10 protein-coding genes are annotated in these 14,795 nt (G+C 45.0%); 9 read left to right on the forward strand and 1 reads right to left on the reverse strand.

What is annotated here, in order from left to right; translation table 11 throughout:
- Positions 1–193 precede the first annotated feature (193 nt).
- From ARB69_RS09980 to ARB69_RS10005, 6 genes are all read left to right on the forward strand, one after another.
- A complete protein-coding gene (locus ARB69_RS09980; protein WP_055152864.1) occupies positions 194–799 on the forward strand; it encodes a hypothetical protein in 606 nt (201 codons plus the stop codon).
- Between the two features lie 165 nt (positions 800–964).
- Positions 965–2,671, forward strand: a complete 1,707-nt coding sequence (locus tag ARB69_RS09985; protein ID WP_055152866.1) for a hypothetical protein — start codon at positions 965–967, stop codon at positions 2,669–2,671.
- Positions 2,668–3,162 carry a signal peptidase I gene (locus ARB69_RS09990; protein WP_055152868.1) on the forward strand — a complete coding sequence of 165 codons (495 nt, stop codon included), beginning with the start codon at positions 2,668–2,670 and terminating at the stop codon, positions 3,160–3,162. Before ARB69_RS09985 ends, ARB69_RS09990 begins: the two co-directional genes overlap by 4 nt.
- Before the next feature lie 51 nt (positions 3,163–3,213).
- A complete protein-coding gene (locus tag ARB69_RS09995; protein WP_050639192.1) occupies positions 3,214–3,759 on the forward strand; it encodes a hypothetical protein in 546 nt (181 codons plus the stop codon).
- A 24-nt stretch (positions 3,760–3,783) separates the two neighbouring features.
- Positions 3,784–4,551, forward strand: a complete 768-nt coding sequence (locus ARB69_RS10000; RefSeq protein ID WP_050639191.1) for a hypothetical protein — start codon at positions 3,784–3,786, stop codon at positions 4,549–4,551.
- Positions 4,552–4,592: 41 nt separating this feature from the next.
- A complete protein-coding gene (locus tag ARB69_RS10005; RefSeq protein ID WP_055152870.1) occupies positions 4,593–10,556 on the forward strand; it encodes a hypothetical protein in 5,964 nt (1,987 codons plus the stop codon).
- Positions 10,557–10,680: 124 nt separating this feature from the next.
- Here ARB69_RS10005 and ARB69_RS10010 read toward each other — a convergent pair whose 3' ends face one another.
- Positions 10,681–11,532 (reverse strand): AraC family transcriptional regulator, encoded by an 852-nt coding sequence (locus ARB69_RS10010; protein ID WP_055152872.1) that lies wholly within the window; start codon positions 11,530–11,532, stop codon positions 10,681–10,683.
- Positions 11,533–11,742: 210 nt separating this feature from the next.
- Between ARB69_RS10010 and ARB69_RS10015 the strand changes: the two genes are divergently transcribed.
- Genes ARB69_RS10015 through ARB69_RS10025 form a run of 3 tightly spaced genes read left to right on the forward strand, consistent with a single transcriptional unit; the run spans position 11,743 to position 14,770 of the window.
- Complete coding sequence (locus tag ARB69_RS10015) at positions 11,743–13,053, forward strand: ABC transporter substrate-binding protein (RefSeq protein ID WP_083487063.1); 1,311 nt, start codon at positions 11,743–11,745, stop codon at positions 13,051–13,053.
- Entirely contained in the window at positions 13,050–13,916 is an 867-nt protein-coding gene (locus ARB69_RS10020; RefSeq protein ID WP_055152874.1) for a carbohydrate ABC transporter permease, read from the forward strand. The genes ARB69_RS10015 and ARB69_RS10020 overlap by 4 nt, the downstream gene beginning before the upstream one ends.
- Positions 13,916–14,770, forward strand: coding sequence for a carbohydrate ABC transporter permease (locus ARB69_RS10025; RefSeq protein WP_087148811.1), 855 nt, complete (start codon positions 13,916–13,918; stop codon positions 14,768–14,770). Before ARB69_RS10020 ends, ARB69_RS10025 begins: the two co-directional genes overlap by 1 nt.
- Positions 14,771–14,795 lie beyond the last annotated feature (25 nt).

Below are 14,795 nucleotides of genomic sequence, written 5' to 3' on the forward strand. Positions count from 1 at the left end.
CTGGGGGACTAGTATGCTGGCTGTTTGATATAGGTCAGCACACAGGGCACAGGAGTCCTGTCAGGTGATTACATATAGCTGAGGGTCTCAGCAAAACGCTGCAGGCGATAAAGGGAATTATCGTTGCAGTCAGTCAGGGGAGGCAGGAGACTGCGCGGAATTCCCTAATCATTATGGATAAGGAGGAAACAAGATGAAAAAAAGATTTAACTTTGGGCGCCTGGGCGCTTTGGCTCTGGCACTCACATTAATCACCACATGTCTTACAGGCGGAACATTGGCCAAGTATACTAGTTCGACTGTAGGTACAGGAACTGCTACAGTTGCTAAGTGGGCCGTTGTGCTCAAGGCTAATGGTACAAATCAAACGAGTGAAACATTTACGTTTGACTTGACCGATACTGGGATAAACAAGAGTAATGTTGTCGACAAAAAGATTGCTCCTGGTTCGACAGGTTCAATTCCGATTGAAATTGATGCTGCTGGAAGCGAAGTCGCAGCAACTTTATCTTATACTATTGACAAGTCTGCTATAGGGACTGTGCCAATTAAGTTTTATACTGATGAAAATTTAACAACGGAAGTTAACTGGGTGGAAAATAAGCTAAGCGAAAGTAAAGAGATGACGAAAGAGGCAACAGGCGATGCCACTAAACTTACAAAAACAATATATTGGAAATGGGTTACTGAGAATGATAATCAGGACACAGCAAAAGGCAGTACGGAACCTGCGGATAAAGGAACTATTACAATAACTTTAAAGGCTGAACAAAAAATTGAATCTCCATCAACCCCATAACAATATCCCCTACCACCTGTGCCAGTGGATATTTAAACCGAGGGCTTCCAGCCCTCGGCAAAGGGAATTTTAACACCGTTAATGTTCCCTTTGCCGTAGGCTGGAAAGTGTTTCTACAATTTACAAAGCAAACATTTCGTCTATACCGGAAAGGAGCGTCTGAACATGAGTGATTTATACACACAATTAAATACCAGTACTCCGGATCCGGAAGAAAAAAAAGGCCGCAAATGGCGGATTCTTTTATTTATACTTTTCATTTTCATGATTATAACAACCGGTTTTGCAGGATACATTTTGGGCAAGGGAAGCCGTTTCTCAGATAATATGACAGGAAAAGCAATTGATACCATCCATGTTACCCAGCCGGGAGCTAAGATCCATCTGGGGGGCAAGATATTCTACAGCGACGGTTCTCCCTATGCGAAAGGAACGGTTCAGATTCATAGTGAGCCAAGGAAGACGATAACGGATGATTTTGGTGCGTTTGTGTTTGAGAATACAGAGGGCGGCTCCCATACGCTTAGTATTATTGACAGTAAAGGGAATGTACTTGCCGAGAGAGAAGTCAATATCAGTAAGGAGGAGATTGAGGAGGGGGCAAGGATAAGCCTTCTTAAGGATGACACATATCAGGTGGAGGTTGCCGTTGATATTAAGTATCTCGAGATACAGGTCATGATTCTGAAAGAAGACGGCAGGCTATATATCAATCCGGATAAAGTGACTTATCTGACAGAGGATGGAATTGTAGTATCCCCGACGGGAAAGGCAGATATCAGATCTGGCGTGGTAGTAACTCCGGTGGGGAATGTGATTACAACAGACGGAACGATTATCTGCGGAAGCGGGGATAAGGCAAACCATAAGGTCATAATACCATCCGGCAGTCTGACGAATATGGAGGATGGAACCATCCAGGCTCCGGACGGAACACAGGTGCGGCCGGACGGGACTGTGATTCATAATGACACTGTGATATATACAGGAGGTACCTCTATGACCCCGGATGGAAACAAACAGGAGCCGGGGGAGGGCGGATATCAAATTTTAAGCGATGCTAATAAAGTATTGCAGGTACCTATAGGGAAAGATACTGAGAAACTGATAGGCGCCAATAAGGAGCCGCCATCCCGAGAGAATCAGGGGACAAATGTCAACAATCAAGGCGGAAATAATTCCGTTGGCAGTACCATAGGGGCGAACCCTCCATCGAATGATACGGCAGGTTCAGGCACAACAGGCTCTGATACACCGGGAACCGGTACGCCGGAACCAAATATGCCGGGTAACGACGATCCGGGAACGTACACCCCGGACCCGGATATTCCAGATCCAGATGTTCCGGGGCCAGATGTCCCAGACCCGGATGTCCCGGGGCCAGATACTCCGAAACCGGATGAGCCGGACAATGGAGTAAAATTTGCCGGGGGAACAAGCGAGCAGCTGATGACTGCGTGGGAACAAGCAACGGAGATTGATCTATTCTATAACCGGACGGCGGGGCAGGATGATGTGACGCTGCTTTCACCAGGAGCGGAAGGGTACTATCTGTTTCGTATAAATAACGACAATCATTTTTCTGTTTCCATTGACCTTGCTGTCAGCGAGAAGGATCTGCATCTGCCTTTGGAATTTGCAATTGCAGATTCCAGGGGGAATCTTCTCACATCCTGGCAGGCGGCAGCAGGCAAGGAAGAAGTCTATACAGATAAGATAACCCTGAAAAAGAGGGGAGAGGAGATTTACCAGATTAAATGGCGGTGGCCCTATCATACAAGCGATGAACAGGATGCGGCAGATACCATGATCGGAGAGATTAAGAACCATTCCTACACAGTGAACCTGCACATTAGGGCAGTACAGCAATGAATCGTGCAGTAAAAACGGTAAAGGGGATCATTTTGATCCTGTGGGGGCTTGTATTGGTATTAATAATGTATTGGGCGGCTATACAGCATGTATCAGGAGAACAGACGCCGCAAATACTTGGATTCCGGCTGGCAGCAGCAGGTTCGGGCAGCATGGAGCCGGTATTTTCCTCCGGTGATCTGAACATTTACCGGAAAGCTCCCTCATATCAGGTTGGAGATATCGTATTATTCCAGCAGGATGGGAGCCTGATTACTCATCGGATTATAGAGAAAAAGGATGGACAATTCCAAACCCGCGGAGATGCAAATAATACTGCGGATCAGGAAATGGTGCCATATGAGAATGTTTTGGGAAAGTTAATCCTGGTTCTCCCGCACCTGGGGAATGTGGTGCTGTTTTTGAAAACGCCCCCCGGAATGCTGCTTATGACAGCAGGCATACTTGTAATCATATGGGTGCCTCATCTGAGGAATAAGAAAGATGAATAATACAGTTTATACAATACCGAGGATTGATACCCGCATAGAGAGGAGGAGCAGATGGATCGTAATCAGAATAAACGCCGGGCAGCCAGTTATCTGCTCTGTTTTACGATGGCTTGTACGCTTGTACTTGGAATCACTTATGCCCGTTACCGATCTTCTGTAACGGGTACAGGGACAGCAAGCGTCGCCAGGGTTGCACTGGACAGTAAGGCCGATCTGAGCAGCATATTACAAAGGATGACGCCAGGAGACAGCCGTAATATAGACATATCTGTTTCTAATGTAAAGGATGGCAGAACCAGTGAAGTTACGCAGGATTATTCCATCATCATTAATACAACGGGAAATTTGCCGCTTGTATATGAGCTGGCCCAAAAGAATTCCACTGGAGCGGGGACGTATGTAACAACCAGTACCATTCCAAAAAGTGACGGAAACTCAAGAGCCTGGAGCGGTGGACAGATGCCCCATAGCGAAAATACAGTACATGAATATACATTAACTGTTAAGTGGCCAACAAATTCAACCGATGCCAGTTATGCCGATGAGATCGATAAGGTGACTCTGACAGTTGATTCAAAACAGACACAAAATAAATAGATTTCAGAATAAGGAGGCGCAGGAATGAAAAAGATGAATATAGATCTTAATGATAAAAATTACCGATTTCCGGCGCTTTTTATCGTGACAGCTTTCATACTTGTCATTACCGCTGGGATTACATTTGCACGGTATGTGCTTCAGGAAAACCACAGCGGGGCTGCGGAGGCTGAAGCGTTTTACTTTACCAGTGATTTCCTGAAAGAAGTATCAGAAAATAAGGTTTATCATATAGATCCTAAGGCCGGCAGCTTTGATATTACATTCTCTAATTCTGCTGATTCGAAGCGGATCACACAGAAAGCTATTACTTTTGATATCAATGTTGAAGGGGGAACACTAACTAGTGCAGAAAACCTGATACTGAACGGAAGTAGTAAGGACGAGGAAAAGGTCACGATCACCCCTGATCCGGGCTCATCTAAAGTGACGGTAACTGCATCTTCCAGTACACCATATAAGAAGACTCTAAAGGCTGAATTTGTGTTGGAACCTGGCAATCAATATTCTATTGAGGATGCGGAAAATAACCGGGCAGCTGTTCTAACGATTACATGTGTGGAAACGCCATCGGATGGGATTACTCTTATTGTACCGTCAGGTGTGATACCAGACGCTGCGAATACGATGATCACCAAGGAGCAAGATGGAAGTTTCAAGTTCAGCCCAAAAGAATCGGGGGTATATACATTGGTATTACTGAAAAAAGAGGTGGAAAAGAATCTATCCAGACCAGAAAAAGACTTTGAAGAGGCTGACAAAATTGATTTAACAGCGGGGGAAGCACAATAAACAAAGAGGGGGATTTTGGCCTGCTTGATGGAGGGAGTGTCATGAGGATGAAGAATCATAGAAAACAAATTAATCCGGGAGGACACAGGCATTCATTTTTGACCATTGTGCTTATTCTATGCCTGCTGCTAAACTCCACGGGCCTTAACTTCATACCGGTCTATGCAGCACAAGACAGTCCGTCTCCAATCGACGTGGGGGGCGGGGTATCCGCTGTACTTCAAGAGGGAGTCCTTACCCTTTCAGGAGAAGGAAGGACAGATGACTATAGCACTGAAACTGCGCCATTTTTGCCTTATGCAGGTGAGGTACATACTTTAGTTATTGAGAATGGTGTAACATATATTGGAGCGTATCTATTCTATGGACTGGGGGAACTTGGCGGCGAACTGACATTGCCCGGCAGTATTACAGGCTTTGGAGATTATGCATTTGCCGGAGAGCAGTTAGAGTCCGCCCCTAAATTTACAGGAATAAAGAATGAATTCGAAAGCGCAGAAATAGAAGACCCCGTTCAGTCTGATGGAGAACTTGAACCGGATCTTCCTGAAAATGGAAGTGACACTGCCTTGGAGGGAAACAACAGCGAGACGGAAGTAACGGTACCTTCCGAAGAGGTGGTGCCGCCGGAAGATGTGGACGACGGATCTGCTGGAGATTTGATATTGCCGGAAGATAATGCAGAGGAATACAAGGAATCTTCACCAGAGGACTCAGAGGGAGAAAAATTATCCGGCGAAACAGCAAATTATACAATTTCAGACGAACAGTCATTACCGAAGGAGGATGCAGGAGAAGAAGTTACTCAGGAAACAGCCTCTCAGGAATCCGCCTCCCAGGAAGCTGTCTCTCAGGAGCCGGTTCTCCGGCAAAAGGATGCCGTACTGAGCGGACAGCCTGCGGATAATATCCGAACCAAAGTTATAATGCAGCAGGAGATTGATCATCCGGAAACCCTTTTCGTAACGGGGCAGGATGGATATGTAATATGCAGGAATGAAAACACGACATTTGCAGAGAGTGCACGGGCAGCTGGATATAGGGTTTCAGATACAGCTGAAAATGAGGAACAGAAAGACCCGGAGGAGAAGGAATCCCTTCTTACAGAAACGCCAGAGCCGGCGGCGTTGTATTCCAAAGCAGCTGTTGCAGCAGAAGAGGTATATTGTGTATATGTGAATCAGGAAAGTGGAGATGATAACAAGGATGGTACGGAAAGCCTGCCATTTAAATCATTGACCAAAGCAGCAAAATACCTGATGGAGAAGAACCTAAACGGGACAGTTGAGACAAATAAAATTATACTTCAGGCAGATTACGATATGGATCAAGCTGATGATTCAACTGAAAAAAGCGGTGGGATACTAGGTGGAACTCCAGTGAATGTTACTATTTGCGGGAGTACTCAGCAAATAAGACTAAAAGGTAGTGGCGAAGATAAGGATAATATAGAAAAAGCTATAGATTTATCTGGAAATCTCAAGCTGGAATCCCTCACACTTGCAACCCTGCAGCATATATATGGATCCGGACATGATATCATTTTTGGTAAAGATGTAACTTCCAAGGGGACATATCTTTACGGGTCTTATAGAACACCTATATCTACCCAAAATGTTAAGGTTGGGAAAATTGAAGTTGAGAGCGGTGGAATTGCCAGAATTGTAGGGTATATCAGGTCTTTTAACACTAATGTTTTGAATGTTAATAACCAGGAAGCTAATATAACCGTAGGCGGTAATGCCATTGTATCCACCATTGTTGCAGGCAGTGCATCAGGAGGCATTGAGAATGCCAATGTAAATATTAATATTGAAGGTGGAATGGTGACTACAGTTATTGGTGGAAACCAAGGATTCACTGCGGTAAAATCTCCATATAGCGGAACTACTAAGATAGAAGTTTCCGGAGGAACTGTAGGGGATATCTATGGTGCAGGAACGGGGAGGAATGCAAGTATTCCTACGTATTTGGGAAACCTGGACATAAAGGTGACAGGAGGAAAAGTAACAAATATCTATGGCGCAGGGTCGGCTGCTTTTGTTAAGAGTGAAGGGGACACAATGTCCTCCGTAAGGATTTCCGCACAGGGAGGCACTATCGGAAATATCTATGCAGCCGGTAAAGGAAATGAAAATGGTGTATCTCTGTATAAAGATGAAAGTACAAACTATACCTTTGCTGAAGAGACTACTCCCGAAAAATTTGGCAGTTTAACAGGATCGGCAAGTATAACCGTCGGGGGCAGCGCTATAGTAGAGGAAAATATTTATGCCAGCGGTTCGGGTGACAGTGGAACAATTACGGGGTATGATGGAGACGGGTTAAAAAGCAATGCCTATTTGAAGGGCACGGCAGAAATAACTGTCAATGGAGGAACGATTAATGGCAGCATATATGGTGGAGGGAAAGGAATTGCCCAGTCCGGATATGAAGAGTGTGCACGCGTAGATACTGGTTCAACAGTAAAAATCGCGATTGCCGGCGGTGAAGTGAAAGGTTCTGTTTTTGGCGGCGGAGAGAATGGAAAAGTAAACGGAAATACAGATGTTACAATAAGCGGCGGAATAGTCAGCGGCAATGTCTACGGCGGTAGTAAGAATGCGGTTGTGGAAGGAAAGACGAATGTAACCATAACAAATGGTACAATAGAAAACTCTGTTTATGGAGGTTCACTTGGCAGTCCGGGCAGCAGCCTTGTACTTGGAGGAGCCACCGTTAATATGACAGGCGGCTGGGTGAAAAAAAACCTTTATGGCGGAAGCGAAAAAAGTGATGACGGTGTAGTAGAATCTGGTTCAACTAAGGATATGATCTTTGTCAATTTAACAGGAGGGACTGTTACAAAAAATGTGTTTGGGGGAGGGTATCTAGGAACGGTTTATGGGTCTACCCATGTACATATCGGCATACATGCCCCGGATAAATGTACATATTATAATAACCATGCCGTTGAGAAACCGCAGTTAACCTCGTCTAAACTGCTGGTGGAAGGATCTGTCTATGCAGGCGGCGATTTTGGAGGCGGGGCGGATTATAATGCGATCACTATAACAGGAACATCCCATGTGTATATAGACGGAACTGGGTATAATACAGGGACAGGAAGTACAGAGGAGCCAGATCTGACGATTTCAGGCGGCGTATTTGGAAGCGGGGCATCCTGTGATGCGGGTTCTACCCGCCTTGTTACCCTGGATCATTATGGTGTATTGGATGAAAGTGCGGATAAAACTAATACCACACGTACCTTAGAAGCCATACAGCGTGCGGACAGAGTCCTGTTAATTGAGTCCCATGTACGTTTGAAAGGCAAGTCCGATATAGCAAACAACAACACGACGGCATTATATTCTCTGAACCGTATTGGGGATCATTCGAATCCGGATGTAGGAACTCTTGGAAAAGGCCTGGTGCTCAAGGGTGGCAGTACAGTAATCTTAGACTCAGAAGCAATCGGACTTGGAAGATTCAGCAGCCGTGATAAAGAGGACGGCATAGTTGGGCTGGATAAAGTTGGAAATAAAGATGGTATGACATCGAATAAAGTGTGTTTTGACAGTGGGACGGTATTCCGTGTGGCTGTTGAAAACACAGATAAAAGTTTAGAATATGGAGAGGTTTCTGGCTATGCTTATATGGAGGCAGGAGAGACGGCAGAGGTTTTTGCATACGCCCGTACTAAGACAGAAGAAAAAAATAAAAATGATGGAGGATTTGTAGATCCCCGGAAGACGGATGAAGAAATCCCTTATTACAATGTAGGATCAACATATCGCTATTGGCAAATGAAAAAAGATGCGGGAGCTGTGTCGGAACGAGAGACCGTCCTGACGGCACAGGAACTCAAAGCGGGGGATAGCGGTTATATTGACGGAACATATTCTGTGGCAGAGGGAACGATTGAGCTTCCTCATGCATCCGAACCGACTGTCTATACGATTGAGCAGGTAAGCCTGGTGGATGCCAGTGGTATGACACTGGTTGAAGCAGCTAAGAGCGGTATGGGGAAAGACGATGAATGGTTCACGTCGCAGACCAATCAGGAGTCAGGAGAAAGTATTACGCAGGAACAAGAGAGGAATCTTATTGAAAATAATCCCCTGTCGCATTTTGGTCTTTTTATGAAAGCTGGGGAGGGATTTTCTTCGGATACCGGTAAAAAAGGAAAAGTGGTTTCTGCAAAATCAATTATAGCGGATGATAAGAATACAATCATAAAGACGAGCACAGCAGAAACACAAGAAAATATTATGCCTCAGATTAAGTTTTATCTGACTTATAGCAACAAGGGAATAACCGTCAGTAAAAAGCTGGGGGCAGTAGTGATTCAGATACAAGGGAAAGATAGCAGTGGAAAAATAACAACGATAAACATGAAGGTAGAAATCATTACAAAGGCAGCAGCCCTATCTGACCAGACTATAGATCTGTATGCAACGCAGAGCGGCAGTTATACCGGAAAGCTGACAATTCCGTCAGGGGTAAGCCGGACTTTGCATTTACAAAAGGTTACCAGCGGAAATTCAGAGAGATTTATAAGTTATGACGCCCCAACGATAACCGGGCAACAGTTTGGCATAAGCATGCAGCAGGTACAGTCGTCAGGATGGACAGAGGCGGCGGTTACTAAGCCGTATGATTTAAAATCATTTACGTCAGGCCAGGTGAATATTGGAACTACCGATAGCCGCTATGAAGCTATAATAGAGTTTAATTTGAAAAATGCACCAGGATTTACAGATCAGGAAAGCCCGGATACCGTATTATTAGAATTTGCGGATCAAGCAGGGCAGGTAACCAAGATTACTCTCCATATTTATTGGAAACCGTCTGTTGTATCAAAAGTTCAATTATCGGCAGGTCGGCATTATAATCAGATCGTGAAGGAAGAAAATTCCCCATCTATTTCTTCTAAAAGCGCAGTGACAACCCAGTTTACATTGGGAACTCAGGTACAAATAAATGATCTTTGGCTGGAACTCAGAAATATAGAAAACGGAGATACGAAAATATTTCCGCCCGGCACCAGCCTAACGCTTATAACAAGTGCAGAGTTTTACATTTATACGGTATCGGGAAGTGAAGCGCAGGGTCGAATTCGTTTGTCCGACTTTAAAAGTATGTGGGATGACACAGCATTTACAGGCACTACTGCCGCTGGTGCGGTATGGGACATTATTGTTGATTTCAGTACTGGTACATCAGGGCTGTCCCCGGGAAATTATGGCCTGCGCTTAAGAGAAGATAAAAGCGCCGATTCCCAGGATGATTATTTTACCGTAAATAACAGCATACCTGTGGTGACGATAGCAAATGCACCAACATCCGGTTTATCCAGAGGGGAATATCAATTCACTTTATCTGCATCAGCAAGCGGAGATACCAGGTTTAATGGCAGCGTGTGGGCTGTGCTTGCGCCGGAGGGCGGAACAGAATTTCCGATGGGAACTGTGATACAGTATGAAGAAGGCGGTGAAATGTTTTCATTATATCCCAGAGGAGGAAAGACGTATCTTCCTATGCCAGAATCAGGCAGCAGAGTATTTACCATGAGTACAATGGATACAACAGGGCTGAAGCCCGGACAAATAGGGTTAAAGGCTGCAATCATGCCTGGAGGTGTCAGTGCAGGCGCGTCATGGGAGAGTGTTGGGGGAAGTCTGACTCCGATTACTGTAACAGCTAACCCTGAAACGGCACTTTCCATTGCACTTCTAGGCGATGGAACAAGAGTGGTAAAAGCCGGAGATAAACTGCAATTCAAAGCGGATTATCTGAATGGTATGAATGAGTCAGCGATTAAAGTAGGGGTACAAAAAAAGTCTGGGGAAGCTTATATCGATGCTGCTGCCGAATGGGGCGTGACCGGAAATACAGTGACTGCAGGGACAGGAACTAAGACGATTGACGTAACCGTTGCAGATTCGTCTGCGGCAGGCACCTATCGTATCTTGTTCACACTCGGAGACAAGGAAGTGCCATACAATGTGATTGTAGAGTAACGGGCAATATACACGCTAATAGGGCAAAAGGAGCAGACATCAGTTAAAAAGCCACTGAAAACATGCGTCATACGTTGTTTTCGGTGGCTTTTTTCAGGCACTGACATCTTTAGATGGATGATGATCATTTCATGATCCGATTTTGGTTTCTCCATTCCCGGGGAGATATCCCATAAACATTCTTAAAAGCCCTGGAAAAGTGAAGCTGGTTTGCATATCCTACCGCATTACTGATATCGCCGATGGATAATGCAGTAAGCTTCAAAAGCTCAGCAGCCTTTGTCATGCGGTAATTCAGCAGAAACTCCTGGGGGGATTTTCCCACCGTGTCCTTAAATATTTTTCCAAAATAACTTCTGTTCAGCCCGCAGGTAGCGGAAATATCTTCCACAGATATATCATTCTGGAAATTCTGTTCGATGAAAGCAAATGCCTCCCTGATATAAAAGTCACGCAGCCGTCCGCCCTTCTGCATGTGCATGGATGCCGCAGAACGGGTCAGGTAATCCAGAAACAGGTAGAGATGCCCGATCAGATGAAACGGCGTCATATCACCGTGCTGTGCAATATACAGCATCTCATTCATCATTTCCATACGCAGGTCTTTGGAGTGGGCGTGGTAGACCGGGTGATCCCGGCTGAGGCCCGCGATCTCAATGGCTTCTTTTACACGAAGCCCGTCAAATTCAACCCATACATATTCCCAAGGATGTTCCTGATCAGAGATATAGGTATTGATCTGCTGGGGAAAGATCATGAAGCCCTGTCCGCTCTTTATCTGATAAGTCCTTGTCCAGCCCTTTGCGTCGTCGGCCATCAGGACACCGGTTCCGGATATGACATAGTGGAACAGAAAATGGTTGCGGGCAGCGGGACCATAAGAATGGGCCGGTTCACACTGGTCCCAGCCGAACTGATAAAGGCTAAGGTCTACAAAATTTTCGTTGGGAAATACGGAAAATAACATATCGCTCATCAATCAATTCTCCTCTCTGTTTTATACACCGGCTGGATTCTTTTATGAATCTTATTATATACCAAAATGCCGGGTGACTTCAAATAATCCGTAGAAATATAGCATAAAGGTATAAAACCGAAAAAACGCAGCTATTTATAGACGCAATATGCAATGTTATAATATAGTTAGAAACAGGGAAAAGGTTATGGGAAAGGAGTGGTTGTGAGGATGAAAGGAAAAAACAAAAAGATATCCGGCTTGCTTATAATATGCGCAGTCCTGGCGGTTCCAGGGCTTTGGGGGTGCCAGGCAAAAGAAAATGACGATGGGAAAACAATCATAGAACTGGTTCAGTACAAGAAAGAAGGACTGGATGTTTTCGATGAACTGGAGAAGCGGTTCAATGAGACGCATGATGATATAAAACTGAAGATTGAATCGCCAAATGAAGCAATGACTATACTAAAAACCAGATTTGTCAGGGAGGACAATCCGGACATCATTGGGATTGGCGGGGACATCAATTATTCTAACTTTCTGGACGCGGATATGCTGGCGGATGTTTCCGATTTTCCGGGTATCGAGGATATTAAGCCTGCTTATCTGAACATCTTAAAGTCTCTGGAGTTTATACCACAAGACGGTAACTATGGAGTTCCGTATATGGCAAATGCGGCTGGAGTACTGTATAACCGGGAAATGTTCCGGGAGCATGGCTGGGAGATACCAGAGACATGGGAGGAATTTACCGCGCTATGTGAGGAGATCGAGGCGGCGGGTATCCAGCCCTTATACTTCGGCTTTAAAGATACATGGACCTGCCTGGCGCCCTGGAATGCGCTGGCAGTAGATCTGGCCCCTGCCGATGTCTGCCGTAAAGTAAACCGGGGCGAGACAACATTTGAGAATGAGTACAGGGAAGTGTCGGAGAAGATGCTGGAACTTCTGAAGTATGGGCCTGAAGACCCCTTTGCATACGGATACAATGATGCATGTACGGCATTTGCAAACGGCGAATCTGCAATGTATACGATCGGAAGCTATGCAGTCCCCCAGATCCAGTCAGTGAATCCGGATCTGGATATTGACTCCTTTGTTATGCCGGGCAGCAGTAATGCTGATGAGAATATGCTGAACTCCGGGGTGGACCTTCAGTTCTGCGTCATGGAAACCTGCGAGAATAAAGAGGCTGCGTATGAGGTGCTGAGCTTCCTGCTGGAAGATGAGAATGTAGAGCTGTATCTGGAGAGCCAGAATGCGGTTCCTTGTAAAACCGGTGATTTCGAACTGGCTCCGATGCTGGATGGGATGAAGCAGTTTATCGGTGAGGAGAGAATGGCAGATTTCCAGGATCATTATTATCCAAGTGAGATGTCGGTCGATGCGCAGATACAGACTCTTCTTATTCATCAGGATGTGGATGCTTTCCTGAAAAAGTTCGATAAGGACTGGATGCGTTATAACAGAGACATAATACGTAAGGTAGAGGAGTATGAGGCGGCAAATGGTGCCTCCAATCAGCAAGGAGAGGGAAAATGAAGAAAATAAATAGTAAAAAGCAGGCATTTCTGTTGATCACGGTACCGATTATGGCATTGTTTTTCTGTTTTAACACACTGCCCCTGATCATAGGGATTTTCTACAGCTTTACGAATTACAGGGGGTATGGTTCGTTTGACTGGGTCGGCCTTCGGAATTATATTGATTTGTTTCAGGACAGCAGGGTTGGTGGGTCTTACCTCTTTACCTTTAAGCTGGCAATTGTAACAACAATCGTGGTTAATATAATCAGCCTTCTTCTGGCATTGGGGCTGAACAGCAAGATTAAAGGGAAAAGCGTACTGCGCGGGATGTATTTTATACCAAAGATTCTGGGAGCACTGGTTGTGGGGTACATTTTTAATTATTTTTTTACTTATATTCTGCCGGTGATTACAAAGGCTGTGGGAGGAAGTGGTTCCAGTATGCTTTCGAGCACAAAATGGGCATGGGCCGCGATCGTGATTGTCTGTGCATGGCAGGCGGTCGCAATGAATACAATCATTTATATTTCCGGACTGCAGACCGTTCCGGAAGATGTATACGAGGCGGGGGCAATTGATGGTGCGACGGGCTTCCATAAGTTTAAGAGCCTTACATTCCCGCTGATCCTTCCGTTTTTTACCATTAACATGGTGCTCTGTATGAAGGATTTTCTCATGGTATTTGACCAGATCATGGCTTTGACAAAGGGTGGGCCGGCACAGAGCACGGAGTCTATTTCCTATCTGATTTACAATAATGGTATGGATGGCGGACAGTTCGGGTTCCAGAGCGCTAATGCATTTGTATTCTTTATTGTGATCGTAGCAATTTCGGTAATCCAGATGAACTTTTTAGGTAAGAAGGAGGAACAGTTATGATGCAGGCGAATGCGAAGGTAAAAATAAAAGAGAGAACAAACTGGCCGATTACCCTTCTTCTGATGATAGGACTTATAACAGTCGCCTTTCCGTTGTATCTTACGATTGTTATTGCATTTAAGCAGCCCTCAGAAATGACCAACAGCGTGGCAGGGATTCTTTCGCTTCCGAAATCCTGGAGCCTGCAGAACTTTGCCGAGGCAATGCGTGTCACAGATTTCTGGCATTCTTTGGGGAACAGTATTATGATAACGCTTGTCACAGTTGTACTGTCCATTGTGATCCATTCCCTGCTTGGTTATGCAATCGGGCGCAATAAGGCACACAGTAAATTCTATAAATTTGCCTATTTATATATTATAAGCGGTATGTTTGTGCCGTTTGCCATTCTAATGATGCCTCTGGTAAAACAGACTGCGCAGTTGGGGATTGCCAACCGTTTTGGGGTGATTGTACTCTATGTTGTATTCTATATGCCGATGAATCTGCTGCTGTATACCGGATATCTTAAAAATATACCGGTAGCGCTGGAAGAGGCGGCATGTGTTGACGGTGCGAGCACCTGGAGAACCTATTGGCGTATTATTTTTCCGATTATGAAGCCGATGCATGCTACCGTTGCGGTACTTACAGCTCTGGGAACATGGAATGATGTTATGACACCGCTTGTGATTATGTCAGGGACAAATCAAAATACACTGCCGCTGGCACAACTGAATTTTCAGACACAGTTCGGAACTAATTATAATCTGGCTTTTGCTTCTTATCTGCTGGCACTGCTACCGATTCTGATATTCTACATCATCTGTCAAAAGCAGATCCTGAATGGAGTTGTGAATGGGGCTGTAAAATAAAGATAACAGTTCAGACTTGTCTGAA

The sequence above is a fragment of the Faecalicatena contorta genome, from assembly GCF_001404335.1.
Taxonomy (GTDB): Bacteria; Bacillota; Clostridia; order Lachnospirales; family Lachnospiraceae; genus Faecalicatena; species Faecalicatena contortus_B.